The sequence below is a fragment of the Streptomyces lasalocidi genome (assembly GCF_005280215.1).
In the GTDB taxonomy this organism is placed as follows: Bacteria; Actinomycetota; Actinomycetes; order Streptomycetales; family Streptomycetaceae; genus Streptomyces; species Streptomyces longwoodensis.
The window spans coordinates 4,445,585-4,471,274 of the sequence record NZ_SZNQ01000001.1 but is presented as its reverse complement, the minus strand read 5'-3'; the positions used below and the strand labels follow the sequence as shown (position 1 = coordinate 4,471,274).

The 25,690-nt window shown below is 71.9% G+C and carries 24 protein-coding genes; 4 read left to right on the top strand and 20 right to left on the bottom strand.

Translation table 11 applies throughout. The features are described from left to right. Nucleotides 1-7: 7 nt before the first annotated feature. The 11 genes from nuoK to E4U91_RS20135 form a co-directional block, all read right to left on the bottom strand. Entirely contained in the window at nucleotides 8-307 is a 300-nt protein-coding gene (gene nuoK / locus E4U91_RS20185; RefSeq protein WP_067240510.1) for an NADH-quinone oxidoreductase subunit NuoK, read from the bottom strand. Beyond that, nucleotides 304-1,170, bottom strand: coding sequence for an NADH-quinone oxidoreductase subunit J (locus E4U91_RS20180; RefSeq protein ID WP_137308158.1), 867 nt, complete (start codon nucleotides 1,168-1,170; stop codon nucleotides 304-306). The genes nuoK and E4U91_RS20180 overlap by 4 nt, the downstream gene beginning before the upstream one ends. Then, on the bottom strand, nucleotides 1,167-1,817 hold the full coding sequence (gene nuoI / locus E4U91_RS20175) for an NADH-quinone oxidoreductase subunit NuoI (protein ID WP_137308157.1): 651 nt from the start codon (nucleotides 1,815-1,817) through the stop codon (nucleotides 1,167-1,169). The genes E4U91_RS20180 and nuoI overlap by 4 nt, the downstream gene beginning before the upstream one ends. After that, entirely contained in the window at nucleotides 1,810-3,174 is a 1,365-nt protein-coding gene (gene nuoH / locus E4U91_RS20170; RefSeq protein WP_137308156.1) for an NADH-quinone oxidoreductase subunit NuoH, read from the bottom strand. The genes nuoI and nuoH overlap by 8 nt, the downstream gene beginning before the upstream one ends. Further along, nucleotides 3,171-5,675, bottom strand: a complete 2,505-nt coding sequence (locus tag E4U91_RS20165) for an NADH-quinone oxidoreductase subunit G (RefSeq protein WP_137308155.1) — start codon at nucleotides 5,673-5,675, stop codon at nucleotides 3,171-3,173. Before E4U91_RS20165 ends, nuoH begins: the two co-directional genes overlap by 4 nt. Continuing rightward, nucleotides 5,672-7,018, bottom strand: a complete 1,347-nt coding sequence (gene nuoF, locus E4U91_RS20160) for an NADH-quinone oxidoreductase subunit NuoF (RefSeq protein ID WP_137308154.1) — start codon at nucleotides 7,016-7,018, stop codon at nucleotides 5,672-5,674. Before nuoF ends, E4U91_RS20165 begins: the two co-directional genes overlap by 4 nt. Continuing rightward, complete coding sequence (gene nuoE / locus E4U91_RS20155) at nucleotides 7,018-7,890, bottom strand: NADH-quinone oxidoreductase subunit NuoE (protein WP_137308153.1); 873 nt, start codon at nucleotides 7,888-7,890, stop codon at nucleotides 7,018-7,020. Before nuoE ends, nuoF begins: the two co-directional genes overlap by 1 nt. Then, complete coding sequence (locus E4U91_RS20150; protein ID WP_137308152.1) at nucleotides 7,887-9,227, bottom strand: NADH-quinone oxidoreductase subunit D; 1,341 nt, start codon at nucleotides 9,225-9,227, stop codon at nucleotides 7,887-7,889. The genes nuoE and E4U91_RS20150 overlap by 4 nt, the downstream gene beginning before the upstream one ends. Beyond that, a complete protein-coding gene (locus tag E4U91_RS20145; RefSeq protein ID WP_137310918.1) occupies nucleotides 9,224-9,967 on the bottom strand; it encodes an NADH-quinone oxidoreductase subunit C in 744 nt (247 codons plus the stop codon). The genes E4U91_RS20150 and E4U91_RS20145 overlap by 4 nt, the downstream gene beginning before the upstream one ends. 365 nt (nucleotides 9,968-10,332) lie before the next feature. Then, on the bottom strand, nucleotides 10,333-10,887 hold the full coding sequence (locus tag E4U91_RS20140) for a NuoB/complex I 20 kDa subunit family protein (protein ID WP_067240525.1): 555 nt from the start codon (nucleotides 10,885-10,887) through the stop codon (nucleotides 10,333-10,335). Nucleotides 10,888-10,900: 13 nt separating this feature from the next. Then, nucleotides 10,901-11,260 carry an NADH-quinone oxidoreductase subunit A gene (locus E4U91_RS20135; protein ID WP_007383963.1) on the bottom strand — a complete coding sequence of 120 codons (360 nt, stop codon included), beginning with the start codon at nucleotides 11,258-11,260 and terminating at the stop codon, nucleotides 10,901-10,903. A gap of 754 nt (nucleotides 11,261-12,014) precedes the next feature. Between E4U91_RS20135 and E4U91_RS20130 the strand changes: the two genes are divergently transcribed. Further along, entirely contained in the window at nucleotides 12,015-12,842 is an 828-nt protein-coding gene (locus E4U91_RS20130; protein WP_137308151.1) for a C40 family peptidase, read from the top strand. A gap of 94 nt (nucleotides 12,843-12,936) precedes the next feature. Here the strand turns inward: E4U91_RS20130 and E4U91_RS20125 are convergent, their stop codons facing one another. Continuing rightward, nucleotides 12,937-14,190 carry a geranylgeranyl reductase family protein gene (locus tag E4U91_RS20125; protein ID WP_137310917.1) on the bottom strand — a complete coding sequence of 418 codons (1,254 nt, stop codon included), beginning with the start codon at nucleotides 14,188-14,190 and terminating at the stop codon, nucleotides 12,937-12,939. A gap of 238 nt (nucleotides 14,191-14,428) precedes the next feature. Here E4U91_RS20125 and E4U91_RS20120 point away from each other — a divergent pair, with 238 nt between their 5' ends. Then, nucleotides 14,429-14,959 carry a GNAT family N-acetyltransferase gene (locus tag E4U91_RS20120; RefSeq protein ID WP_137308150.1) on the top strand — a complete coding sequence of 177 codons (531 nt, stop codon included), beginning with the start codon at nucleotides 14,429-14,431 and terminating at the stop codon, nucleotides 14,957-14,959. 109 nt (nucleotides 14,960-15,068) lie between these two features. Next, a complete protein-coding gene (locus E4U91_RS20115) occupies nucleotides 15,069-15,383 on the top strand; it encodes a PASTA domain-containing protein (protein WP_277755330.1) in 315 nt (104 codons plus the stop codon). 22 nt (nucleotides 15,384-15,405) lie between these two features. Here the strand turns inward: E4U91_RS20115 and E4U91_RS20110 are convergent, their stop codons facing one another. From E4U91_RS20110 to E4U91_RS20095, 4 genes are read right to left on the bottom strand one after another with little or no spacing between them, the layout of a single operon-like run. After that, nucleotides 15,406-16,101 carry a demethylmenaquinone methyltransferase gene (locus E4U91_RS20110; protein ID WP_137308148.1) on the bottom strand — a complete coding sequence of 232 codons (696 nt, stop codon included), beginning with the start codon at nucleotides 16,099-16,101 and terminating at the stop codon, nucleotides 15,406-15,408. Between the two features lie 23 nt (nucleotides 16,102-16,124). Continuing rightward, nucleotides 16,125-17,216, bottom strand: a complete 1,092-nt coding sequence (locus E4U91_RS20105; RefSeq protein ID WP_137310916.1) for an acyltransferase family protein — start codon at nucleotides 17,214-17,216, stop codon at nucleotides 16,125-16,127. A gap of 35 nt (nucleotides 17,217-17,251) precedes the next feature. Next, nucleotides 17,252-19,477: a bifunctional polysaccharide deacetylase/glycosyltransferase family 2 protein gene (locus E4U91_RS20100; protein ID WP_137308147.1), complete on the bottom strand. Its 2,226-nt coding sequence runs from the start codon at nucleotides 19,475-19,477 to the stop codon at nucleotides 17,252-17,254. Nucleotides 19,478-19,497: 20 nt separating this feature from the next. Next, entirely contained in the window at nucleotides 19,498-19,899 is a 402-nt protein-coding gene (locus E4U91_RS20095) for a hypothetical protein (RefSeq protein ID WP_174867832.1), read from the bottom strand. 169 nt (nucleotides 19,900-20,068) lie between these two features. Here E4U91_RS20095 and E4U91_RS20090 point away from each other — a divergent pair, with 169 nt between their 5' ends. Next, nucleotides 20,069-21,049, top strand: coding sequence for a chitinase (locus E4U91_RS20090; protein WP_137308146.1), 981 nt, complete (start codon nucleotides 20,069-20,071; stop codon nucleotides 21,047-21,049). 37 nt (nucleotides 21,050-21,086) lie between these two features. Here the strand turns inward: E4U91_RS20090 and E4U91_RS20085 are convergent, their stop codons facing one another. From E4U91_RS20085 to E4U91_RS20070, 4 genes are all read right to left on the bottom strand, one after another. Further along, nucleotides 21,087-21,692 (bottom strand): amidohydrolase family protein, encoded by a 606-nt coding sequence (locus E4U91_RS20085; protein WP_137308145.1) that lies wholly within the window; start codon nucleotides 21,690-21,692, stop codon nucleotides 21,087-21,089. 7 nt (nucleotides 21,693-21,699) lie between these two features. Then, complete coding sequence (gene mqnC, locus E4U91_RS20080) at nucleotides 21,700-22,914, bottom strand: cyclic dehypoxanthinyl futalosine synthase (protein ID WP_137308144.1); 1,215 nt, start codon at nucleotides 22,912-22,914, stop codon at nucleotides 21,700-21,702. 78 nt (nucleotides 22,915-22,992) lie between these two features. Beyond that, nucleotides 22,993-23,793 (bottom strand): prepilin peptidase, encoded by an 801-nt coding sequence (locus tag E4U91_RS20075; protein WP_137308143.1) that lies wholly within the window; start codon nucleotides 23,791-23,793, stop codon nucleotides 22,993-22,995. Nucleotides 23,794-23,798: 5 nt separating this feature from the next. Further along, nucleotides 23,799-25,622, bottom strand: coding sequence for a serine/threonine-protein kinase (locus E4U91_RS20070; protein WP_137308142.1), 1,824 nt, complete (start codon nucleotides 25,620-25,622; stop codon nucleotides 23,799-23,801). Nucleotides 25,623-25,690 lie beyond the last annotated feature (68 nt).

Below are 25,690 nucleotides of genomic sequence, written 5' to 3'. Positions count from 1 at the left end.
CGACCCCTTACAGCTTCATCAGGCTGGCGTCGTCGACCGAGGCCGAGTGGCGGGCGCGGAACACCGACACGATGATCGCGAGTCCGACCACGACCTCCGCGGCGGCGACGACCATCGTGAAGAAGGCGATGATCTGGCCGTCGAGGTTGCCGTGCATCCGCGAGAACGCGACGAAGGCGAGGTTGCAGGCGTTGAGCATGAGCTCCACGCACATGAACACCACGATCGCGTTGCGCCGGATGAGCACGCCCGTGGCACCGATCGTGAACAGCAGGGCGGCGAGGTAGAGGTAGTTGACCGGGTTCACTTCGACGCCTCCTCGGTGCGCTGGGAGGTCCGCTCGGGGGTCCGCTTGAACAGCGGCGGCTCGACCGCGCCCCGCTCCAGGCGCTCACCGGCGCGCTGTTCGAGGGCCTTGAGGTCGTTGAGCGCCTCGGCCGACACGTCCCGGATCTGACCGCGCTCGCGCAGCGTCTTGCTGACGGTGAGCTCGGAGGGGGTGCCGTCGGGCAGCAGGCCGGCGATGTCCACGGCGTTGTGCCGCGCGTACACGCCGGGGGCCGGCAGCGGCGGGATGTACGTGCCCTCGCGGACGCGCTGCTCGGCCAGCTCGCGCTGGGTGCGGGCGCGCTCGGTGCGCTCGCGGTGGGTGAGCACCATCGCGCCGACGGCGGCCGTGATGAGCAGGGCGCCGGTGATCTCGAAGGCGAAGACGTACTTGGTGAAGATCAGGGCCGCGAGTCCCTCGACGTTGCCGCCGGAGTTGGCCTGGGTGAGGCCGTTGAACTCCTTCAGGGAGGCGTTGCCGATCCCGGCGAACAGCAGGACGCCGAAGCCGAGTCCGCACAGCAGGGCCAGCCAGCGCTGGCCCTTGATGGTCTCCTTCAAGGAGTCGGCCGCGGTCACGCCGACGAGCATCACCACGAACAGGAACAGCATCATGATCGCGCCGGTGTAGACGACGACCTGCACGATGCCCAGGAAGTAGGCGCCATTGGCGAGGTAGAAGACCGCCAGGACGATCATGGTGCCGGCGAGGCAGAGCGCGCTGTGCACGGCCCGCCTCATGAAGACCGTGCACAGGGCGCCGATCACCGCGACGGTGCCGAGGACCCAGAACTGGACGGCCTCGCCGGTGGAGGTGGAGTAGGCGGCGAGCGGGGTGCTCATCGGCCGGTCACCTCCTGCGACGCCGGCTCGTCCGCCCCGAAGGTGGACGACGCCTCCTGCGGCGCCTCGCCCTTGGACAGGGCGGCCTGCCGCTCGGTGCCGGGCGCGGCCTCGGTCACGAGCCCGCGGTAGTAGTCCTGCTCGTCCATGCCGGGGTAGATCGCGTGGGGCGTGTCGACCATGCCCTCGTCGAGCCCGGCGAGCAGCTGCTCCTTGGTGTAGATGAGGTTGGCGCGGCTGGAGTCGGCCAGTTCGAACTCGTTGGTCATCGTCAGCGCGCGCGTGGGGCACGCCTCGATGCACAGGCCGCACAGGATGCAGCGGGCGTAGTTGATCTGGTACACGCGCCCGTACCGCTCGCCCGGGGAGTAGCGCTCCTCCTCGGTGTTGTCCGCGCCCTCGACGTAGATGGCGTCGGCGGGACAGGCCCAGGCGCACAGCTCGCAGCCGACGCACTTCTCCAGGCCGTCCGGATGGCGGTTGAGCTGGTGCCGTCCGTGGAACCGCGGAGCCGTGGTCTTCTGCTGCTCCGGGTACTGCTCGGTCAGCCGCTTCTTGAACATGGCCTTGAAGGTCACGCCGAAGCCGGCGACGGGATTCATGAAGCCGGGCTTCATCGGCTCGGACTCCTTCGGCTCCTCAGCCATCGGACGCCTCCTTTCCCTCCAGAGATCCGTCACTCTGAGTATCGACCCCACCACTGACAATGAGCTCCCGCTCCCGGCGCGGGCGGCGCCTGGGCACCGGCGGCAGCTCCTGTCCGGGCAGCGGCGGCACGGGGAAACCGCCCGCCATCGGGTCGAAGCCGGGGGGCTGTTCGGCGCTCGGCGCGCTCTCCTTGGACTTCTGGCGGAACATGTCGGCCACGAAGGAGACCAGCAGCAGGGCCAGCACGGCGCCGCCGACGTAGAGGGCGATGTCGGCGAAGTCGTAGTGCTCGTTGCGCAGGGTCCGTACGGTCGCGACGAGCATCAGCCAGGTCACGGAGACCGGGATGAGGACCTTCCAGCCGAGCTTCATCAGCTGGTCGTAGCGCACGCGCGGGAGCGTGCCGCGCAGCCAGATGAACACGAACAGCAGCAGCTGCACCTTGAGGACGAACCAGAGCATCGGCCACCAGCCGTGGTTCGCGCCCTCCCAGAAGGTGCTGACGGGCCACGGGGCGCGCCAGCCGCCGAGGAAGAGGGTGGCCGACACCGCCGACACCGTCACCATGTTCGCGTACTCGGCGAGCATGAACAGCGCGAACTTGATCGACGAGTACTCGGTGTTGAAGCCGCCCACCAGGTCGCCCTCGGACTCGGGCATGTCGAAGGGGGCGCGGTTGGTCTCGCCGACCATGGTGACGATGTAGAGGATGAAGGACACCGGCAACAGCAGGACGTACCAGCGGTCCGTCTGCTGGTCGACGATCGTCGACGTCGACATGGAGCCGGAGTAGAGGAACACCGAGGCGAACGCCGCGCCCATGGCGATCTCGTACGAGATCATCTGGGCGCAGGAGCGCAGGCCGCCCAGCAGCGGGTAGGTGGAGCCGGAGCTCCAGCCCGCCAGGACGATGCCGTAGATGCCGACCGAGGCGACCGCGAGGATGTACAGCAGCGCGATCGGCAGGTCGGTGAGCTGCATCGTGGTGCGCGTGCCGAAGATCGAGACCTCGTTGTCGGCCGGGCCGAAGGGGATCACGGCGATCGCCATGAACGCCGGGACAACCGCGATGATCGGCGCGAGGATGTAGACGACCTTGTCCGCGCGCTTGACGACGACGTCTTCCTTCAGCATCAGCTTCACGCCGTCGGCGAGCGACTGGAGCATCCCCCAGGGGCCGTGCCGGTTGGGGCCGATGCGCAGCTGCATCCAGGCCACGACCTTGCGCTCCCACACGATGGAGAACAGCACGGTCACCAGGACGAAGGCGAAGCAGAACACGGCCTTGACGACGACCAGCCACCAGGGGTCGCGGCCGAACATCGAGAGGTCCTCAGCGGCGAAGTACGGGCTCATGCCTCCACCTCCTGGGGGACGTCGGCGGCCGGCGTCGCCGGGCCGATGCGGACGAGGGAGCCGGGCCGCGCGCCGGTGTCGGAGGCGACGCCCCGGCCGGTGGAGTTGAGCGGCAGCCAGACCACGCGGTCGGGCATCTCGGTGATGTGCACCGGCAGTTCCACCGCGCCGGCCGGTCCGGTGACGGAGAGCAACTCGCCGTCCGCGACGCCCGCCTCGGCGGCGGTGGCCGGCGAGACGCGCGCGCGTGCCGCGTGCCGCGTCCCGGCGAGCGCCTCGTCGCCCTCCTGCAGCAGGCCCTGGTCGAGCAGCAGCCGGTGCCCGGCGAGCACGGCCTCCCCGGCCGCCGGCCGCGGCAGTGCGCCCCCGGTGTCCAGCGGGTCGGCGGCCCGGGCGCCCTCCCAGGCGCCGAGGCGGTCGATCTCCGCGCGCGTGGTGCGCAGGTCCGGCAGACCGAGGTGGACGTCCATGGCGTCGGCCAGCATCTGCAGCACGCGCGCGTCGGTGGGCGCCAGGCGCCGGGTCATCTGGTCGGGCTTGAGCGCGGCGTCGAAGAAGCGCACCCTGCCCTCCCAGTTGAGGAAGGCGCCGGGCTTCTCCGCGACCGCGGCGACGGGCAGGACGACGTCGGCGCGCTCGGTGACCTCGCTGGGCCGCAGTTCCAGCGAGACGACGAAGCCGACCTCGTCGAGGGCGGCACGCGCGCGGGCCGGGTCGGGCAGGTCGGCGAGTTCGACGCCCGCCACGAGCAGCGCCTGCAGCTCGCCGTCCTCAGCGGCCTGGATGATCTGGCCGGTGTCGCGGCCGTAGCGCAGCGGGAGTTCGGCGAGGCCCCAGACGGCGGCGACCTCGTCGCGCGCGCGGGGGTCGGTGGCCGGGCGGCCGCCGGGCAGCAGCGACGGCAGGGCACCCGCCTCGATCGCGCCCCGCTCCCCGGCCCGGCGCGGGATCCACACCAGCCGGGCACCGGTCGCGGTCGCCGCGCGTACGGCGGCGGTGAGACCGCCGGGCACCGCGGCCAGCCGCTCGCCGACGACGATGACGGCGCCCTCGGTGCGCAGTGCCGCGCCCGCGAGGGCGCCGTCGCCTTCGAGGCCGACCTGGCCGGCGAGCGCGTCGAGCCAGTCGGTCTCGGTGCCCGGGGCGGCAGGCAGCAGCGTGCCGCCCGCCTTCTGCAGACCGCGCGTGGCGTGCGTGGCCAGGGCGTACACCTTCTGGCCGTGCTTGCGCCAGGCCTTGCGCAGCCGCAGGAAGACGCCGGGCGCCTCCTCCTCGGCCTCGAACCCGACCAGCAGGACGGCGGGCGCCTGCTCCAGGGCGGTGTACGTGACGCCCGTACCGTCGAGGTCGCGGCCGTGACCGGCGACCCGGGCGGCGAGGAAGTCGGCCTCCTCGCCGCTGTGCACGCGGGCGCGGAAGTCGATGTCGTTGGTGTCGAGCGCCACGCGCGCGAACTTGCTGTACGCGTAGGCGTCCTCGACGGTGAGGCGGCCGCCGGTCAGGACGCCGGTGCGGCCGCGCGAGGCGAGCAGCCCCTGCGCGGCGATCTGCAGCGCCTCCGGCCAGGAGGCCGGCTCCAGCTCGCCCTCCGCGTTGCGCACGAGGGGCGTCTCCAGCCGGTCCTTCTGCTGCGCGTACCGGAACGCGAAGCGCCCCTTGTCGCAGATCCACTCCTCGTTGACCTCGGGGTCGGTGGCCGCGAGGCGCCGCATGACCTTGCCGCGCCGGTGGTCCGTGCGGGTGGCGCAGCCGCCGGAGCAGTGCTCGCACACCGACGGCGAGGAGACCAGGTCGAACGGGCGGGAGCGGAACCGGTAGGCGGCCGAGGTGAGCGCGCCGACCGGGCAGATCTGGATGGTGTTGCCGGAGAAGTACGACTCGAACGGGTCGCCCTCGCCGGTGCCGACCTGCTGCAGCGCGCCCCGCTCGATCAGTTCGATCATCGGGTCGCCGGCGACCTGGTTGGAGAAGCGGGTGCAGCGCGCGCACAGCACGCACCGCTCGCGGTCGAGCAGCACCTGCGTGGAGATCGGCACGGGCTTCTCGTAGGTGCGCTTGCGGCCCTCGAAGCGGGACTCGGCGTTGCCGTGGGACATCGCCTGGTTCTGCAGCGGGCACTCGCCGCCCTTGTCGCACACCGGGCAGTCCAGCGGGTGGTTGATGAGCAGCAGCTCCATCACGCCGTGCTGGGCCTTCTCGGCGACCTGCGAGGTGAGCTGCGTCTTCACCACCATGCCGTCGGTGCAGGTGATGGTGCAGGACGCCATGGGCTTGCGCTGACCCTCGACCTCGACGATGCACTGGCGGCAGGCGCCCGCGGGGTCGAGGAGGGGGTGGTCGCAGAAGCGGGGGATCTCGATGCCGAGCTGTTCGGCGGCCCGGATGACCAGGGTGCCCTTGGGCACGCTGATCCCGATGCCGTCGATCGTCAGCGACACGAGGTCCTCCGGCGGGACCGCCGCCTCTCCTCCGCCGGAGGGAGCACTGGTGGTCACGGTCATCCGTTCACCTCCGGGCGGTCCGCCCAGGCCGTCGACTTGGCCGGGTCGAAGGGGCAGCCCCGGCCCGTGATGTGCTGCTCGTACTCCTCGCGGAAGTACTTCAGCGAGGAGAAGATCGGCGAGGCGGCGCCGTCGCCGAGGGCGCAGAACGACTTGCCGTTGATGTTGTCGGCGATGTCGTTCAGCTTGTCGAGGTCGCTCATGGCGCCCTTGCCGGCCTCGATGTCGCGCAGCAGCTGCACGAGCCAGTAGGTGCCCTCGCGGCAGGGCGTGCACTTGCCGCAGGACTCGTGGGCGTAGAACTCGGTCCAGCGGGTCACGGCCCGCACCACGCAGGTGGTCTCGTCGAAGCACTGGAGCGCCTTGGTGCCGAGCATGGAACCGGCGGCGCCCACCCCCTCGTAGTCGAGGGGGACGTCCAGGTGCTCTTCGGTGAACATCGGCGTGGAGGAGCCGCCCGGCGTCCAGAACTTCAGCCGGTGGCCCGGCCGCATGCCGCCGCTCATCTCCAGCAGCTGGCGCAGGGTGATGCCGAGCGGCGCCTCGTACTGGCCGGGGCTGGCGACGTGGCCGCTGAGCGAGTAGAGCGTGAAGCCCGGGGACTTCTCGCTGCCCATCGACCGGAACCAGTCCTTGCCCCGCTGCAGGATCGCGGGAACCGACGCGATCGACTCGACGTTGTTCACGACAGTGGGGCACGCGTAGAGGCCCGCCACAGCAGGGAAGGGAGGACGGAGCCGCGGTTGACCCCGGCGGCCTTCGAGGGAGTCCAGCAGCGCGGTCTCCTCACCGCAGATGTACGCGCCCGCGCCCGCGTGCACGGTGAGTTCGAGGTCGAGTCCGCTGCCCAGGACGTTCTCGCCCAGGTAGCCGGCCTCGTAGGCCTCGCGCACGGCCGCGTGCAACCGCCGCAGCACGGGGACGACTTCACCCCGCAGGTAGATGAACGCGTGCGAGGACCTGATGGCGTAGCACGCGATGACGATGCCCTCGATGAGGCTGTGCGGGTTCGCGAAGAGGAGCGGGATGTCCTTGCACGTCCCCGGCTCCGACTCGTCGGCGTTGACAACAAGATAGTGCGGCTTTCCGTCCCCCTGGGGGATGAACTGCCACTTCATCCCCGTCGGGAACCCCGCGCCGCCGCGGCCGCGCAGACCGGAGTCCTTCACGTACGCGATCAGGTCGTCCGGCGACATGGCGAGCGCCTTGCGGAGCCCCTCGTACCCCTCGTGCCTCCGGTAGACGTCCAGGGTCCAGGACCGGTCCTCGTCCCAGAAGGCCGACAGCACGGGTGCGAGCAGCTTCTCGGGGCCGGTGTCCTTCAGTTCGGGTGCCAAGGTCATCACTCCCCCTCCTCGGCGGTGGGCCCGGCCGGGTGGGCCGGGTCGGAGGCCGACGTGTCCTGCGGCGCGTCGTGCGAACTGAGGTGTTCGTTCGGCGACGGCTCGTGCACCGTGCCGCCGTGCGGCTCGTCGTGCGGGCCGCCGTCGCGCGGATGGACCACGCGCGCGGGTGCGACCTCTCCCCTTGCCAGGCGAAGACCCACCAACGACGCCGGTCCCGCGCTGCCGCCCGCCTCGACGGCCCCGTCCCGCTCGTCGGGGAAGCCGGCCAGGATCCGCGCGGTCTCCTTGAAGGTGCACAGCGGCGCCCCGCGCGTGGGCGAGACGGTCTGCCCCGTGCGCAGGTCGTCCACCAGGCGCTTGGCGCTGTGCACGTCCTGGTTGTCGAAGAACTCCCAGTTGACCATCACGACCGGCGCGAAGTCGCAGGCCGCGTTGCACTCGATGTGCTCCAGGGTGATCTTCCCGTCGTCGGTGGTCTCACCGTTGCCGACACCGAGGTGGTCCTGGAGCGCCTCGAAGATGGCGTCGCCGCCCATCACGGCGCACAGGGTGTTGGTGCAGACGCCCACCTGGTAGTCACCGCTCGGCTTGCGCCGGTACATGGTGTAGAAGGTGGCGACGGCGGTGACCTCGGCCGTGGTCAGGCCGAGGACGTCCGCGCAGAACTGCATCCCGGTGCGCGTGACGTGACCCTCCTCCGCCTGCACGAGGTGCAGCAGCGGCAGGAGCGCGGAGCGGGAGTCGGGGTAGCGCGCGACGACCTCGCGCGCGTCGGCCTCGAGCCGGGCGCGGACGTCGTCCGGGTACGCGGGTGCGGGCAGTTCGGGCATGCCCAGGCTGACGCCCCGCTCCGAAGAACTGGTGGTCACCGGTCGACGCCTCCCATCACGGGGTCGATGGACGCGACGGCGACGATGACGTCGGCGACCTGGCCGCCTTCGCACATCGCCGCCATGGCCTGCAGGTTGGTGAAGGACGGGTCACGGAAGTGGACCCGGTAGGGGCGGGTGGCGCCGTCGGACACGACGTGCACCCCGAGTTCGCCCTTGGGCGACTCCACGGCCACGTACGCCTGGCCCGGCGGGACGCGGAAGCCCTCGGTGACCAGCTTGAAGTGGTGGATCAGGGCCTCCATGGAGGTGCCCATGATCTGCTTGATGTGGTCGAGGGAGTTGCCGAGCCCGTCGGGTCCCAGGGCGAGCTGGGCGGGCCAGGCGATCTTCTTGTCGGCGACCATCACCGGGCCGGGCCGGAGCCGGTCCAGGCACTGCTCGATGATCCGCAGCGACTGGCGCATCTCCTCTATGCGGATGAGGAAGCGGCCGTAGGCGTCGCAGGAGTCGGCGGTCGGGACGTCGAAGTCGTACGTCTCGTAGCCGCAGTACGGCTGCGCCTTGCGCAGGTCGTGCGGCAGGCCGGTGGCGCGCAGGATGGGTCCGCTGGCGCCGAGGGCCACGCAGCCGGCCAGGTCGAGGTAGCCGACGTCCTGCATGCGGGCCTTGAAGATGGGGTTCCCGGTGGCGAGCTTGTCGTACTCCGGGAGGTTGCGCTTCATCTTCTTCACGAACTCGCGGACCTGGTCCACCGCGCCGGGCGGCAGGTCCTGGGCGAGTCCGCCGGGCCGGATGTACGCGTGGTTCATGCGCAGGCCCGTGATGAGCTCGTAGAGGTCGAGAATCATTTCACGATCACGGAACCCGTAGATCATGATCGTGGTGGCGCCGAGCTCCATCCCGCCGGTGGCGATGCACACCAGGTGGGAGGAGAGCCGGTTCAGCTCCATCAGGAGCACCCGGACGATCTCGGCCCGCTCGGGGATCTGGTCCTCGATGCCGAGGAGCTTCTCGACGGCGAGGCAGTAGGCGGTCTCGTTGAAGAAGGACGTCAGGTAGTCCATGCGCGTCACGAACGTGGTGCCCTGCGTCCAGGTCCGGTACTCGAGGTTCTTCTCGATCCCGGTGTGGAGGTAGCCGATGCCGCAGCGGGCCTCGGTGACCGTCTCGCCCTCGATCTCCAGGATGAGCCGCAGCACTCCGTGGGTGGAGGGGTGCTGGGGACCCATGTTGACGACGATGCGCTCGTCGTCCGCGTGGACCGCCGACCGGGCGACCTCGTCCCAGTCGCCGCCGGTGACGGTGTAGACGGCTCCCTCGGTGGTCTCGCGCGCCGAGGCCGCCGATGCGGCGAATGCTGACTGCGTGCTCACGAGTACGACCTCCGCTGGTCCGGGGCCGGGATCTGGGCGCCCTTGTACTCGACGGGGATGCCGCCGAGGGGATAGTCCTTGCGCTGCGGATGGCCCTGCCAGTCGTCCGGCATCATGATCCGCGTCAGGGCCGGGTGACCGTCGAAGACGATGCCGAAGAAGTCGTACGTCTCGCGCTCGTGCCAGTCGTTCGTCGGGTAGACGGAGACCAGGGACGGGATGCGCGGGTCGGCGTCGGGGGCGCTGACTTCCAGGCGGATCAGCCGGTTGTGGGTGATCGAGCGCAGGTGGTAGACGGCGTGCAGCTCGCGGCCCTTGTCGTGCGGGTAGTGGACGCCGCTGACGCCGGTGCACAGTTCGAAGCGCAGGGCCGGGTCGTCGCGCAGGGTGCGGGCGACGCGCGGCAGGTGCTCGCGCTCGATGTGGAAGGTGAGCTCGCCGCGGTCGACGACCGTCCGCTCGATGGCGTTGTCCGGGAGGAGTCCCTGTTCCTCCAGCGCGCCCTCGAGTTCGTCGGCGACCTCGTCGAACCAGCCGCCGTAGGGCCGGCTCGCCGGGCCCGGGAGCCGCACCGAGCGGACCAGGCCGCCGTAGCCGGAGGTGTCGCCGCCGTTGTTGGCGCCGAACATGCCGCGCTGGACGCGGATCTCCTCGCCGCCGTCGCCCCGCTGGCCGGGGAGGTTGGAGGCGGAGAGGTCCTTGTCGGGGTTCGGCCCGGCGACGCCGTGCGCCTCGGTCACCGGCTTCGCCCCGGCCGCGTCGCTCGCCTTGGCCTCGGGCGCCTTCGCACCGGCCTCCCCGGCCGTCTTCGCGTCAGCCGTCTTCGCGTCAGCCGCACCGGCCGCCTTGTCGTCAGCCGCCTTCGCCCCGGCCGGCTCGGACGCCTTCGCCCCGGCGGCTTCGTTCGCCGTCGCGCCGCCCGGCTCGCCGGCCTTCGCACCGTCCGGCTGCCCGGCGCCGTCCGTTCCCTTCGCGCCGGGGGCGCCGTTCGCCCCACCCGGCTGGTTCGCCCCACCCGGCTGGTTCGCCCCACCCGGCTGCTTCGTGCCGTCAGGCTCGTTCACGCCGTCCGGCTGCTTCGCGCCGTGGGTGCCGTTCGCGTCGCTCATCGCAGCAGCCCCTTCATCTCGATCGTGGGCAGGGCCGTGAGCGCCGCTTCCTCCGCCTCGCGGGCCGCCTCCTCGGCGTTCACGCCGAGCTTGGAGTTCTGGATCTTGTGGTGGAGCTTGAGGATCGCGTCCACCAGCATCTCGGGGCGCGGCGGGCAGCCGGGCAGGTAGATGTCGACCGGGACGACGTGGTCGACGCCCTGGACGATCGAGTAGTTGTTGAACATGCCGCCGGAGGACGCGCACACGCCCATGGAGATGACCCACTTGGGGTTCGGCATCTGGTCGTAGACCTGCCGCAGCACCGGCGCCATCTTCTGGCTGACCCGGCCGGCGACGATCATCAGGTCCGCCTGGCGGGGCGAGCCGCGGAAGACCTCCATGCCGAAGCGCGCCAGGTCGTAGCGCCCGGCGCCGGTGGTCATCATTTCGATGGCGCAGCAGGCGAGTCCGAAGGTGGCGGGGAAGACGGACGCCTTGCGCACCCAGCCCGCGGCCTGCTCGACGGTGGTCAGCAGGAAGCCGCTCGGCAGCTTTTCTTCGAGTCCCATGTCGTTGAGCCCCTCAGTCCCATTCCAGGCCGCCGCGCCGCCACACGTACGCGTATGCGACGAAGACGGTGAGCACGAAGAGCAGCATCTCCACGAGCCCGAAAACACCCAGGGCGTCGAAGGTGACGGCCCAGGGGTAGAGGAAGACGATCTCGATGTCGAAGACGATGAAGAGCATCGCCGTCAGGTAGTACTTGATGGGGAAGCGCCCGCCGCCGGCCGGCGTGGGGGTCGGCTCGATGCCGCACTCGTAGGCTTCGAGCTTGGCGCGGTTGTACCGCTTCGGACCGATCAGCGTGGCCATGACCACGGAGAAGATCGCAAAGCCTGCCCCGAGGGCTCCCAGTACGAGGATGGGCGCATACGCGTTCACCGCTCCTCGCTCCTCTCAGTCGGCACTGACTGCTGGCGGTTGCGTCCGGCTCACGCCCGCCCCACGCGCCCCACGAACCCCGCTCGTCCCGGCGAAGATCGAGAACATGTGAAGCAGGTCACAAGCCCAACTGCCTCGCATCTTATGCCTGCCGCTCTGTGATCTGCGACACGGGGTATTGCACAAGCTTTGTGATCTCCACCACCTGACGAAGGATCATGAAGTCATATCAGCGGTGATCTTCATACGCGAAGCGTCAGAGTGATCACAAGAAGTGACATTCTCGCTCGTCATCGCAGGCGAGAGGGTGCGTCTCCATATCAAGAGGGTTCCCACGCATGCAAATTGGCGTTGGGCGCGGACCCTTGGTAGAGGACCGCGTTCACACATCAGAGGGACGCCAGGGGCCGATGTGGACGGCGGGCGACCGCGTGCGCGCGTTCACGAGCGGACCGGGACGCTCCACGGGCCGTCGGACGCGGCCGGCCCAGTGATCGTTCCGTGACCTCCGCCACATGATGAGAGGCGCCTGAGAACCGGGCTTGGCCAACGGTCTCAACCAATGGTAGGTGGCGGGCAATCCGGACGTAACAGCGAAAGCCCATGATCACAGGCATGATCACCTGCGTCCGCAATGTCCGTTACGGCGTCAATAAGGAACCGGATGCCGGGGAGTTGGGGCGCGCATTGAACAAGTGTGGCGCACCACACGTTTCTTGAAGGTATGGAGGAGCCCCTGGTACCGCTTGTACCCATGTCCCACACCGCTCACATACGCAGCCACCGGAAACCCCGCTCCCGCACCGCGTCGACGATCGCGATGCGGGCCGGAGTCGCCGGTGGCATCCTCAGCACCGTGGCAGTGGCCGGAGCCTCGGCCGCGGCGAACGCGGCCGAGCCGGTGACGCAGACGCTCGAACTGCCCACCCTGACGGCCGACCTGTCCGCGCAGGTCGCCCAGTCCGCGGAGGCCACGCAGCTGGCCGCCGCGAACTACCAGCTCCAGGCGGAGCGCGACGCGGCCGCCGCCGCGGCCGCCAAGGAGGCCGCGAAGGACCTCGCCGCCGCCAAGAAGGCCGAGGCCCGCAAGAAGGCCGCGGAGGAGGCCCGTCAGGCCGCCGCCGAGCGCGCCTCGCGCGACTCCCAGCGCACCACGCTCGCCGCTGCCGCCGACACCGGCTCCGGCAGCGTCAGCACGTCCACGTCCACGTCCGCCTCCACGGCGACCGGTTCGGCCGCGGCGGTCATCGACTTCGTGCGGGCGCAGGTCGGCGACGCGTACGTCTCCGGCGGCACCGGCCCCAACTCGTGGGACTGTTCCGGCCTGGTGCAGGCCGCCTTCCGGCAGGTCGGCATCGACCTGCCGCGCGTCTCCCAGGACCAGTCGACCGCCGGCACCCAGGTGTCGCTGGACAACCTCCAGCCGGGCGACATCCTCTACTGGGGCGGCGCGGGCAGCGCCTACCACGTGGCGGTGTACGTCGGTGGCGGCATGTTCGTGGGCGCGCAGAACCCGTCCACCGGTGTGGTCGAGAAGCCGCTCTCCTACGACCCGCCGTCCGGCGCGGTGCGGGTGCTCTGACCGGCAGCAGCACGGGAAGCACGACGAGACGACGAAAGGGTCGCAGCCGCCGAGCGGCTGCGACCCTTTCGTCGTGCGGTCGTGCGGTCGCGCGTCAGGCCTTCGGGGCCACCTTGCTCAGGCCGTTGATGAGGCGGTCCATCGCGTCGCCGCCCGTCGGGTCCGTCAGGTTGGCGAGCAGCTTGAGGGTGAACTTCATCAGCATCGGGTGGGTCAGGCCGCGCTGGGCGGCGATCTTCATGACCTTCGGGTTGCCGATGAGCTTCACGAAGGCGCGGCCCAGCGTGTAGTAGCCGCCGTAGGTGTCCTTGAGGATCCGCGGGTAGCGCTGGAGGGCCAGTTCGCGCTGGCCGGGCGTCGCGCGCGCGTGGGCCTGGACGATGACGTCGGCGACGATCTGCCCGGACTCCATGGCGTAGGCGATGCCCTCGCCGTTGAAGGGGTTCACCAGGCCGCCGGCGTCGCCGACGAGGAGCAGGCCCTTGGTGTAGTGCGGCTGGCGGTTGAAGGCCATGGGCAGGGCGGCGCCGCGGATCGGGCCGGTCATGTTCTCCGGGGTGTAGCCCCAGTCCTCGGGCATCGACGCGCACCAGGCCTTGAGCACCTCGCGCCAGTCCAGCTCCTTGAAGGAGTCGGAGGTGTTGAGGACGCCGAGGCCGACGTTGGAGGTGCCGTCGCCCATGCCGAAGATCCAGCCGTAGCCGGGCAGCAGGCGGTCCTCGCCGGGGCCGCGCCGGTCCCACAGCTCCAGCCAGGACTCCAGGTAGTCGTCCTCGTGGCGCGGGGAGGTGAAGTACGTCCGCACGGCGACGCCCATCGGGCGGTCCTCGCGGCGGTGCAGGCCCATCGCCAGGGACAGGCGGGTGGAGTTGCCGTCGGCGGCGACCACCAGCGGCGCGTGGAAGGTGACCTCGCGCTTGTCCTCGCCGAGCTTGGCCCGCACGCCGGTGATGCGGCCGGTGCGGTCGTCGACGAGGGGCGCGCCGACGTTGCAGCGCTCGTACAGGCGGGCGCCCGCCTTCTGCGCCTGGCGGGCGAGTTGCTCGTCGAAGTCGTCGCGCTTGCGGACCAGGCCGTAGTCGGGGAAGGAGGCCAGGTCCGGCCAGTCCAGCTGGAGCCGGACGCCGCCGCCGATGATGCGCAGGCCCTTGTTGCGCAGCCAGCCGGCCTCCTCGGAGATGTCGATCCCCATGGCGACGAGCTGCTTGACGGCGCGCGGGGTGAGGCCGTCGCCGCAGACCTTCTCGCGCGGGAACTCGGTCTTCTCCAGGAGCAGCACGTCGAGGCCGGCCTTGGCGAGGTGGTAGGCGGTGGTGGAACCGGCCGGTCCCGCGCCCACGACGATCACGTCGGCGGTGTTGTTCCCGGCGAACGGCTCGAAGGACGGCGAGGACTCGGTGGCGGACGAGGGCCCGGCGGGCGACGAGGACCCCGCGGAGGACGAGGACTCGGAGGAGGGCTCGGGAAGGGGTTCGGTCTCGACGGTCACGGCGGGATCTCCCCAAGTTCGACATCTGCGTGCCGGCGGGCACTGGACATGGGCAGTCTATTCAGCAGAATTGATCACCCGGCTGAAGGGCTGCCCCGTGAACCGAGCTCTCCCCGCAGTACGGCTGCGCGTCCCCACCGACGAGGACGCGGTCGCCTGGCACCGGGTCTTCGACGACCCGGAGGTGATGGAGTTCCACGGCGGGCGCTCCGCGGAGCTGTTCGTCTACGAGGAACTCACCGCCCGCCAGCGTCGGCACGACGCCGAGCACGGCTTCTGCCTGTGGACGGTGCTCGACGAGTCCGACCGGGTCATCGGCTTCACCGGCGCCCAGCCGTGGCCGCGGGACTGGGGTCCGCGGGGCGAGATCGAGATCGGCTGGCGGCTCGGACGGGAGTTCTGGGGCCGGGGGTACGTCACGGCGGCCGCGCACATGACGCTGGAACGGGTGCGGGACGCGGGCGTGCCGACGGTGGTGGCGATGGTCGACGCGCGCAACTCCCGGTCGATCGCGGTGACCCGGCGGCTGGGGATGCGGCTCGCCGAGGTGTTCACCACGCCGACGTCACAGCGGGAGGGCCACTGCTACCGGCTGGATCTCGCCCCCGCCAACGATAACGCAGCGTAATCGACTGTCACAGAACGCCACTTGGCGCTTCCGGGCGGCACTCCTGGCGGTTACCCTGCCAGTACCGCTGGGGGTGACATCTGTGCTCATACCGCCCAAGACTCCCGAAGTGCGCGTGCCCAGGCTCGTCGGTCTCATGGCCGTGGACGCGCGCGAGACGGCCCGCGCGTACGGCGTGCTGCTGGCCGCGCCCGACCGGCCCGAGTTCGGCCGCACGGTCGTCGACCACGTCGTACGGCAGTACCCGCCGCCCGGGACCGGGATACCGCGCGGGGCCGTCGTCACCGTGTGGTTCGACTTCGGCGAGGGGGAGGGCGGCGGCGGGTCGGGCGTGCGCGAACCGCGCGTGCCGGGACCGGGCGGGGGCGGGCTGGAACGCGAACTGGACCGGCCGGGGGACGCCTTCGAGGCGATCGTCCGCTGAGACGGCGCCCACCGGCCCGGTCTCAGCTCTCCTTGAAGCCCCGGTGCAGGGCCACGACCCCGCCCGTGAGGTTCCGCCACGCCACCCGCGACCAGCCGGCCCCGCGCAGGCGCTCGGCCAGGGCGGGCTGGTCGGGCCAGGCGCGGATGGACTCGGCGAGGTAGACGTACGCGTCGGGGTTGGAGGAGACCGCGCGGGCGACGGGGGGCAGCGCGCGCATCAGGTACTCGGTGTAGACGGTGCGGAAGGGCGCCCAGGTGGGGTGGGAGAACTCGCAGATGACGACCCGGCCGCCGGGCCGCGTCACGCGGTGCATCTCGCGCAGGGCCGCGTCGAAGTCCTGCACGTTGCGCAGCCCGAAGGAGATGCTCACGGCGTCGAAGGTGTCGTCCTTGAACGGCAGCCGCGTCGCGTCGCCCGCGGTGAACGGCAGCCAGGGCTGGCGCCTCTTGCCGACCTGGAGCATGCCGAGCGAGAAGTCGCAGGGGACGACGTAGGCGCCGGTCCTGGCGAAGGGCAGCGAGGACGTCGCCGTGCCCGCCGCGAGGTCCAGGACCTTCTGCGCGGGGCGCGCGTCGACCGCCCGCGCCACCTCCTTGCGCCAGCGCCGGTCCTGTCCCAGGGACAGCACGTCGTTGGTCAGGTCGTACCGTTCCGCCACGTTGTCGAACATCGAAGCGACTTCGTGCGGCTGCTTGTCCAGGGATGCGCGGGTCACGGGCCCATTGTTGCAGCCCGGCCTCACGGCAGGAGCCGGGGCTTCCTGCGCGCCGCGAGGTCCTCCACCCAGCCGCACAGCAGCACGGACAGCGCGATCAGCACCCAGCCGACGCCGAACAGGAACCACTGGCTGTCCAGCGGGAGGTGCGCCGCGAGGGCGGGCACGTCCCAGAACCGGTCGATCAGCGGGACGGCGACGACCAGGGCGATCTCGTGCCAGAGGTAGATCGTCACCGCGCGCGCGTTGAAGACGGTGACGGTCCGGTCCAGGCGGCGGTACCGGGTGAGCCCGGCGAAGTCGACGCGGAAGTACGCCTTCGCCCACATCAGCAGCAGCACGGCGCCCGCCGACCAGAAGGCCTGCGCGAGGGGGTCCTCGTCCAGGTCGTAGGTGCCGTGGGCCGCCTGGTGGGAGAAGGCGTACCAGCCGCCGAACGCGAGCGCGGCCAGCGCCGCCGGCACCACCGCCGCCGGCCTCAGCCGGCGCAGGACGCCGTCGCGGTGCGCGAAGCCGGCCAGCCAGCAGAAGAGGTACGTCGCCAGGTCCCACAGGGCGCTGCCCGCCCGGCCGTCCGGCCCGGCCCAGACGAACTGGAGCACCAGGACCGGCGCGAGGGACAGGGCCAGCACCGGCAGCGGGGCCAGGCGGAACACCCGCAGCAGCAGCGGCGAGAGCAGCACGAACCACAGGTAGGTGCGCAGGTACCAGAGGATCTCCCACGCCTGCTCGCCCCACGCGTTGCCCGGCGGATCGCCCAGCGGCACGATCCAGAAGACGATCTCCCGGCCCGGCATCCAGCCGTGGACCAGCATCGCGGCGACGACGAACACGCCCCAGAACCAGAACGGCGGCAGCAGCCTGCGCAGCCGGCCGCGGACCACGGAGAGCGCGGGGCGCTCCAGGGACTTCGCCATCAGGGTGCCGGCCAGGGCGAACATGATCCCCATGGAGGGGAACACCAGGCCGGCCCAGGCCCAGCCGAAGGTGTGGTACGCGACGACCCGGATGAGGGCCAGCGCCCGGAGGGTGTCGAAGTAGCGGTCCCGGCCGGCGGGGGGCCGGGCCGCGTGCCGGGCCGGGGGGTTCCGCTCGTCGGCCGCCTTCGGCTCCACCGCGGAGGGATACGCGTACCCCTGCTGCTCCCCGCTCACGAGCTCACCCCGGACGGGGTGCCGACCTCGCCCGTGCGCTTCAGTTTCTGCCAGCGCAGGCGGCCGCCGGTCAGCGCCGTGACGCAGGAGTGGATCAGCACCAGGTACATCATCTGCCGGTAGGCGAGCTGCTGGAGCGGCATCATCAGCAGGTAGCGGTACTTCTCCCGGTCGAGGCGGAAGGCGTAGGCGGCGCAGAGGAGTTGGACGCCGAGCACGGCCAGCCAGGCGAACAGGGCCGCCCGGAAGTCGACGAAGACCATCGAGTAGACGGTGAACACGTCGATCAGCGGCGCGAAGAGGGGCGTGACGACCTGGAACAACACCACCAGCGGCATGCCGACCCGGCCGAAGCGCCCCGAAGGCCCCTTGTCCGTCAGCGACTTGCGGTGCTTCCACAGCGCCTGCATGGTGCCGTAGGACCAGCGGTAGCGCTGCGACCACAGCTGCTTCAGGGAGCCCGGCGCCTCGGTCCACGCACGCGCGTGCTCCTGGTAGACCACCTGCCACCCCGCCCGGTGCAAGGCGATGGTGATGTCGGTGTCCTCGGCGAGGGTGTCCTCGCTCATCCCGCCGGCCTCCAGCACCGCCTCCCGCCGGAACGCGCCGATCGCGCCCGGGATCGTGGGCATGCAGCGCAGCAGGTCGTACATGCGGCGGTCGAGGTTGAAGCCCATCACGTACTCGATGTGCTGCCAGGCGCCGATGAGGGTGTCGCGGTTGCCGACCTTGGCGTTGCCGGCGACGGCGCCGACGCGCGGGTCGGCGAAGGGTTGCACGAGCTGCCGCACGGTGTCCGGTTCGAAGACGGTGTCGCCGTCCATCATCACCACGATGTCGTGACGGGCGCTGCGGACGCCGTTGTTGAGGGCGGCGGGCTTGCCGGCGTTCTCCTGTCGGACGATCCGGACGTTGCGCATGCCGAGCCGGTCGGCGGCGGCCCGCGCGATACCGGAGGTGCCGTCGGTGGAGCCGTCGTCGACCACGACGACCTCGATCGGATGGGTGCTGCGTGCCAGCGACTCCAGGGTGTTGGCGATGCACTCCTTCTCGTTGTACGCCGGGACGATCACGCTGACCGGGCGGGTGACGGGCGGACCCCAGTCGAAGCGGCGTCTGTTGCGCTGCCGGTGGTGGCGGCGGGCGAGGACGAGCATCATCGCGAAGCGGCCCATGACCGCGACGCCGACGACCATCAGGCCCACGCTCAGCGCCGGCACGGTCCACTCGGCGACCGCGACGGCCGCGACCAGCGCCTTGCCCTCGTAGAGGGTGACGCCGGTGGCCGGGCGGTGGGCGGCCTGGAGCCGGCCGGTCCCGCCGACGGCCCGGGCCCCGCCCCGCTGCTCCTCCAGGACCCCGCTGACGGTGGTGAAGGTGTAGCCCTTCGCCTTCATCTTCTCGATGTACTCCGGCAGCGCGGCGATCGTCTGGGAGCGTTCGCCGCCCGCGTCGTGGAACAGCACCGAGGCGCCCTCGCCGTCCTCGGGCGTGGCCCACCGGACGATCTTCGAGACGCCCGGCCGCTTCCAGTCGTCGCTGTCGGTGTCGACGAAGACGCTGGTGTAGCCCTCCTCGCCGAGCTCCTGGTAGACGGGCCAGCTGTAGTTGTCGATGGCGTCCGTCCCGGAGGAGTAGGGCGCGCGGAACAGAGTCGTCGTGATGCCCGCCGCGCCGGCCAGCGCGAGCTGGGTCTGGGTGATCTCCCGGTGGACGCGGGCGCTGCTCTGGTACGACAGGTCGACGTGCGTGAAGGTGTGGATGCCGACCTCGTTGCCCTGGCGCACCAGGTTCCGCACGATGCCCGGGTAGCGGGACACCATCGAGCCGACCAGGAAGAACGTGCCCGGCACGTCGTACTTCTCGAGGACGGCCAGTACCTGGGGCGTCCAGGTGGGGTTGGGGCCGTCGTCGAAGGTGAGCGCGATCGTCTTGTCGGGGACGGAGACGGTCGTGGCCCGTCCGCCCCGGAAGGTGAGGATCGGACCGCCGTCGAGGACCGCGTCGGGCACCTCGCTGGAACTGGCCCCCGTGCGCACGCGCTGGTCGCCGCCGACCTCGGCGCGCAGGTAGCCGTCGAGGAGCATCACGCTGGTCAGCGCCAGCAGGAGCAGCGCGGCGAGGATGACGCGCGGTTTCTGGAGCGCCGCGGCCCGGCCCGCCGCCCGTTCGATGCGGGTGGGGGCGCGGCGGCGGCCGCGGGAGGACGTCGTCGTGGTCATGGTGGTGGTGTGCGTTCCCGTCAGTCGGCGGCCGCGGAGGCGGTGGGGGTGGCGATCGGCGACGCGGCGCCCGTGGGGGGCACGGGGGAGGTGGGTGCCGCGGTGGGCGCGCCGGACGGCCGGCCGGCCGGGTCGCCGTGGCCGCCCGCGGGACGGAGGCCGCCGGGGCCGCCCCGGGCGCTGTCGCCGAACGGCAGCAGCGACGACGGCGTCAGGTCCGTGCCCCAGCCCATGAAGGCGGCGCCGAGGACGGCCGCGTAGGCGAGGCAGCCGGCGCCGAGGAGCAGGCCGATGCGCCGCAGCACCTTCGAACGGCGCCCGGAGGTGTCGACGAAGACGGGGCCCTCCACGGAGTCGTTCCCGCGTTTGCGACGGCGACCGCGCGCGGCGGCGCGGTGTTCGATGGCAGGCTCGGATTGCATTCCCCGGACAGTAGGTGCGTTTGTGTGCCGGGAGCTCTGGTCACGTTGTGAGCGAGCCGTGAGGAAGGGCCTGACCTGTCACTTCCCTGAGAAAATGAACTGCTGGCCGCTCTGGTGTGAGAGATTTCCGGTCGCGGGACGGACGTCACGAGAGCGGGTGCATTACGCAATGAGGAGTTTCCTGAGGCCGTTGACCGGGCTCACCTGTCTGTTCGCACTGGCGACGGCTGGATGCTCCGGGACGCCGGAGCACGAGAGCCGGGGGCAGGAGAGCCCGACCGCGTACGCGCCGTACGTCAGCGCCACCGAGGCCTCCGCCAACGACGCGGCCGGTTCGCCGGCGTCGTACAACCTGGCCTTCGTGATCTCGGACGACAGCACCTGCACCCCGCGCTGGAACGGCACGCACGCCGTGGACGACGCGACCGTGGCCACCCGGATCAGCGCGCTGAAGAAGAACGGCGCGAGCGTGCGGGTCTCCTTCGGCGGCGCCTCCGGCAAGGAACTGGCGGCGACCTGCGACAGCGTCTCCGCGCTGGCCGAGGCGTACGGCGCGGCCCTCGACGCGGCCGGCTCCACGCAGGCCGACTTCGACATCGAGGGCGACGAGTTGACCGACTCCGCCTCCGTCGCGCTGCGTTCACGGGCGATCGCCCTGCTCCAGCGGGAACGGCCGGGCCTGACCGTGACCTTCACCCTCCCGGTGATGCCGTCCGGACTCGACGCGGACGGCCTGGCGCTGCTCACCTCGGCGAACACGTACGACGTCCAGGTCTCCACCGTCAACCTGATGACGATGAACTACGGCGAGTCGTACGACGGCGACATGGGCGACTACGCGATCACCTCGGCGACCGCCGCGCACACCCAGCTGGCGAAGCTCTTCGGCACGTCCGGCGCGGCGGCCTGGCGGGGCATGGCCCTCACCTCGATGATCGGCGTGAACGACGTCGCCGGTGAGACGTTCACCCTGTCCGACGCGGCCCAGGTGCGCACGTTCGCCGAGGGCAAGGGCGTGGGCTGGGTGTCGATGTGGTCGGCGTTCCGCGACCAGCAGTGCGGCGCGGACGCCTCCACCGAGGACGCGCTGACCACGTGCAGCGGGGTGCGGCAGGAGACCGGGGCGTTCGCGGAGGCCTTCGCGCGGTAGCCGCCGGGAAGCCGCGGCCGCGGGGCCCCGGGCGCGCTCAGCGCCTGCGGTACACCAGCCGGCCGCCGACCACCGTCGCCACGCACGTCCCCGCCCCGCGTTCCGCGAGCTCGGACTCGTCGCGCACGTCGAACACGGCGAAGCGGGCGGCGGACCCCCGCACGCGAGGCGGCAAGAACTCGACGGGCAGGCCCGAGGCGTACGGGTCGAGCGACGGCACCCCGCCGGGGCGCCCGGTGCGGCCCACCACGCCGAGCCCGGTGCGCCGTACGGCGTCCCGCACGGCGCGGTTGCGCAACTCCTCGCAGGCCGCCGCTACCGTGCCGTGGGCCAGCATCCGCTGCACCCCGCGCCGGGCGCTCGCGCCCCAACGGGCGTCGTCCGGGGCGAGGTTCGCGAGCGCGTCGCCGGTCAGCGGCTCGGTGCCCAGCGCGTCGGCCTCACGGGGATCCGGGTGGTACGCCTCCTCCAGCAGTTCCGTGCCGTGGAGGTTGAGCAGCCCGGGCGTGAGGATGCCGGGCCACTCCCGCACGCGCGCGTGCGGGTGCGCCGCGACCACGTCCGCCAGGGGCCCGGCGTCCGCGATCCACTCGCCCCGCACGGCGAGCGCGTGCCCGCGCGCGTCCGCGTGAATCGTCAGCACGGACCGCTCAGTTGGGGGCGAGGAGCTTCAGCTCCGGGTGGGCCGTGCCGCCCTCGATGGCCGTGGAGGAGATGTGCGAGACCACGCGGTCGTCGACGGGGTCGTTCGCCGGGTCGTCGTGCACGACGAGGTGCTCGTACGTCGTCGCGCGCTGGGCCGGCACCCGTCCCGCCTTGCGGATCAGGTCGATGATCTCCAGGCGGTTGGAGCGGTGCTTGGCGCCGGCCGAGGAGACGACGTTCTCCTCCAGCATGATCGAGCCGAGGTCGTCCGCGCCGTAGTGCAGGGACAGCTGGCCGACCTCCTTGCCGGTCGTCAGCCAGGAGCCCTGGATGTGCTGGACGTTGTCGAGGAACAGCCGGGCGATGGCGATCATCCGCAGGTACTCGAAGATCGTCGCCTGGGTGCGGCCCTTGAGGTGGTTGTTCTCGGGCTGGTACGTGTACGGGATGAAGGCCCGGAAGCCCCCGGTGCGGTCCTGGACGTCGCGGATCATCCGCAGGTGCTCGATGCGCTCGGCGTTGGTCTCACCGGTGCCCATGAGCATGGTCGAGGTGGACTCCACGCCCAGCCGGTGCGCGGTCTCCATGATCGCCAGCCAGCGCTCGCCGCTCTCCTTCAGCGGGGCGATGGCCTTGCGCGGCCGCTCGGGCAGCAGTTCGGCGCCCGCGCCGGCGAAGGAGTCCAGTCCGGCCTCGTGGATGCGGGTGATGGCCTCCTCGACCGACACCCCGCTGATCCGCGCCATGTGCTCGACCTCGGAGGCGCCCAGCGAGTGGATCACCAGCTGCGGGAAGGCGTCCTTGATGGCCTTGAAGTGCGACTCGTAGTACTCGACGCCGTAGTCCGGGTGGTGGCCGCCCTGGAACATGATCTGCGTGCCGCCGAGTTCGACGGTCTCGGCGCAGCGCCGCAGGATGTCGTCGAGGTCGCGCGTCCAGCCCTTGGCGGTGTCCTTGGGGGCGGCGTAGAAGGCGCAGAACTTGCACGCCGTGACGCACACGTTCGTGTAGTTGATGTTCCGCTCGATGATGTACGTCGCGATGTGCTCGGTCCCCGCGTACTTGCGGCGGCGCACGGCGTCGGCGGCGGCGCCCAGCGCGTGCAGTGGGGCGTCGCGGTAGAGGACGAGCGCCTCCTCGGGGGTGATCCGCCCACCCGCGGCGGCACGGTCGAGGACGGCTGTGACATCGATGGGGGTGAGGTCGGCCTTCTCGGTCACCGGCGTCCCTTTCGCAAGGCTCACAAGGGTTGTGGACGGACTGAGCCAGCCTACGCCAGCCCGCTCGGGCACCCGAGGTCAGGCCGCACCGGCGCCGATCAGGACGCCCGTGAGCGTGCCCGCGAGCAGAAACGGCCCGAACGGGATCACCGTCCTGCGGTCCGCCCGCCGCGCCAGGACCAGCACCCCGCCGTACAGCGCGCCGAGCACGAACGCGGCGAGCGTGCCGAGCATCACCGTCGGCCAGCCGTACCAGCCGAGCACGGCCCCCGCCCCGAGCGACAGCTTCACGTCGCCGAAGGCCATCCCGGAGGGGTTGAGGAGGTGCAGCACCAGGTAGGCACCGCCGAGGGCGACCGTGCCGAGCAGGGCCGTCGTCCAGTCCCCGGCGTGCTCCGGCAGCAGGGCGGCCGCGCCGAGCAGCGCGGGGGCGGCCGCGGCGAGCGACAGGGTGAGCGGGTCCGGCAGCCGGTGCACCGCCAGGTCGACGGCCGCGAGCAGCACGCCCACGGGCGCGAGCAGCAGCCACACCGCGAGCTCGGGCCGCGTCCCGGTCGCGGCGGCGAGGACGGCGCAGAGCAGGGCGGTGACCACGGCGAACGGAAGGGGGCGGGGGCCGTACGCCACCCCGCCGCACGGTGCGCACCGCGCGGGGCCGAGCCAGCCCGTGACCGGGTGCCCGACGGGACACGCGTCCCGCCAGCCGTACCCCTCGAATGCCTCCGCCGCCGTCTCCGCCTCCGTTTCCGTGTCCTCCGGCTCTGTGTCCTCCGGCTCCGGCAGCGGCACGGAGAACCGGTGGGCCGGGCGCGGCAGCAGGGTTCCGGCCGCCGCTCCCCACAGCGCGGCGGCCAGGACGAGGAGCAGGTCGAATGGCACGCCGCTCACCCGACCCGCGCCATCCGCGCGACGGGCTCGCCCTCCGCCGCGCTGTCCGAGCGGTACGTCAGGTCGTCGCCGGTGGGCACGAGCCGCACGGTGTGCGGGGTCGGGTTGCAGCCGCCGTGGTTGGACGCGGCGCCGGTGGAGGTGGCCACCACCTCGCTCGCGGTGACCTGCTTCAGCGTGAGCAGGTCGACGCAGACCGAGCCGAGCACGTCGGTCTGGCGCAGCTCGCCGATCCCCTGCCCCACCGTCGCCTTGTGGAGCGTCACCCGGAACGTCCCCATGGGCAGCGTCCCCCCGAGCCCGCTGCCCTCGCCCTCCCAGGTGCCGACGTACCGGGCGGGCAGCGCGCCGGATCCGCCGGAGGCCGTCGGCGCGGGGCTGGAGGCGCCGGGGCTGGACGCGCCCGGGCTGGAGGTGCCCGGGCCGGACGGGCCGCCGGTGCTCGGGCCGGGCCTGTCGGAGTCCGCGGCCGGGGGCGACGACTGCGCGCCCGCGGCCCCGCTGTCGCCGTCGCGGTCGCCGCCGGGCACCAGGTCGAAGAGGACCGCCGAGCCGAGCGTCACGGCGGCCAGCGCCCCGGCCACTGCGAGCGCGACCGTGCAGCTCAGCCGCCGCCCGCGGCCGCCGTCCCCGGGCGCCACCCCGGCGGCGACGGTGACGGACACCTTGCCGGGCTTGTCGTCCCGTGGCGCCGGTACGACGGTGGAGGCGCCGCCGTGCGGCCCCGCCGGGGCGTCCGCGGGCGTCCGGGACCCGGGCATCACCGGCGGCGGCCCGAAGGTGCCGTGGGTCGCGGCCCGGTCGGCGGGCGGGCCCGTCTCCCGGCCGCCCGTCGCCGTCGTCGTGTCCGACTGCACCGCCATGCCGTCGAAGCCGACCGGCCCCGACGCCACCGGCGCGGCGCCCGGGCCGGTGGCCGCGCCCTCCAGGTTCAGCAGCTGGACGGCGCTGCGGCCCACCTGTTCCACCAGCGGCCCCGGCAGCCAGCCGGCCGTCACCAGCCGGGCCGCGCCCTGCGGGGCGAGCCGCCGGGCCGCCTCGGCGGGGGTGGGCCGCGCGGCCGGGTCCTTGGCCAGGCACGCCTCGACGACGTCCCGCAGCTCGCCCGGGGCCAGCTCCCCCAGCTCCGGCTGCTCGTGCACGACCTTGTAGAGGAGCGCGGCCGAGGTGTCGCCGCGGAAGGGCGGCGCGCCGGCCGCGGCGTACGCGAGGACGGCGCCCAGGGAGAAGACGTCGGCCGCGCCGGAGGCGCCCTTGCCCAGGATCTGCTCGGGGGCCATGTAGCCGGGCGAGCCGACGGAGACGCCCGTGGAGGTGAGGGAGGCCGTGCCGTCGGTGGCGCGGGCGATGCCGAAGTCGATCAGCAGGGGGCCGTCCATGGTGAGCAGCACGTTGGACGGCTTCACGTCGCGGTGGACGAGGCCCAGGTCGTGCACGGCGGTCAGCGCCTCGGCGAGGCCCGCGCCCAGCACCCGTACGGTGTGCCCGGGCAGCGGCTCGCCGTGCGGGCCGACCGCGGCGGCCAGGGACGGCCCGGCCGCGTACGCCGTGGCGACCCAGGGCACCGCGGCGTCCGGGTCGGCGTCCAGCACCGGCGCGGTCCAGGCGCCGCCCACCCGGCGTGCCGCGTCCACCTCGCGCCGGAAGCGGGCGCGGAACTCCTCGTCGAGCGCGAAGTGGGGGTGCACGATCTTCACGGCGACCGTGCGCCCGCCCGCGCTGCGCCCCAGGTAGACCCGGCCCATGCCGCCGGCCCCGAGCCGGCCGAGCAGCCGGTAGGGCCCGACGACCGTGGGCTCGTCCGCTCCGAGCGGCTGCATGCCGTCCACCCCTCCCCCGTGCGGCACCCCGCGCGACCGCGCGCGGCGCCCTGTGAGAACTCAGAGGC

Excerpts from the sequence above, each read along its gene's own strand:
- E4U91_RS20180 (WP_137308158.1), bottom strand. The coding sequence starts at position 1,170 with ATGAGCACCCCGCTCGCCGCCTACTCCACCTCCACCGGCGAGGCCGTC.
- nuoI (WP_137308157.1), bottom strand. The coding sequence starts at position 1,817 with ATGGCTGAGGAGCCGAAGGAGTCCGAGCCGATGAAGCCCGGCTTCATG.
- nuoH (WP_137308156.1), bottom strand. The coding sequence starts at position 3,174 with ATGAGCCCGTACTTCGCCGCTGAGGACCTCTCGATGTTCGGCCGCGAC.
- E4U91_RS20165 (WP_137308155.1), bottom strand. The coding sequence starts at position 5,675 with ATGACCGTGACCACCAGTGCTCCCTCCGGCGGAGGAGAGGCGGCGGTC.
- nuoF (WP_137308154.1), bottom strand. The coding sequence starts at position 7,018 with ATGACCTTGGCACCCGAACTGAAGGACACCGGCCCCGAGAAGCTGCTC.
- E4U91_RS20140 (WP_067240525.1), bottom strand. The coding sequence starts at position 10,887 with ATGGGACTCGAAGAAAAGCTGCCGAGCGGCTTCCTGCTGACCACCGTC.
- E4U91_RS20130 (WP_137308151.1), top strand. The coding sequence starts at position 12,015 with ATGTCCCACACCGCTCACATACGCAGCCACCGGAAACCCCGCTCCCGC.
- E4U91_RS20100 (WP_137308147.1), bottom strand. The coding sequence starts at position 19,477 with ATGACCACGACGACGTCCTCCCGCGGCCGCCGCCGCGCCCCCACCCGC.
- E4U91_RS20095 (WP_174867832.1), bottom strand. The coding sequence starts at position 19,899 with ATGCAATCCGAGCCTGCCATCGAACACCGCGCCGCCGCGCGCGGTCGC.
- E4U91_RS20090 (WP_137308146.1), top strand. The coding sequence starts at position 20,069 with ATGAGGAGTTTCCTGAGGCCGTTGACCGGGCTCACCTGTCTGTTCGCA.
- E4U91_RS20070 (WP_137308142.1), bottom strand. The coding sequence starts at position 25,622 with ATGCAGCCGCTCGGAGCGGACGAGCCCACGGTCGTCGGGCCCTACCGG.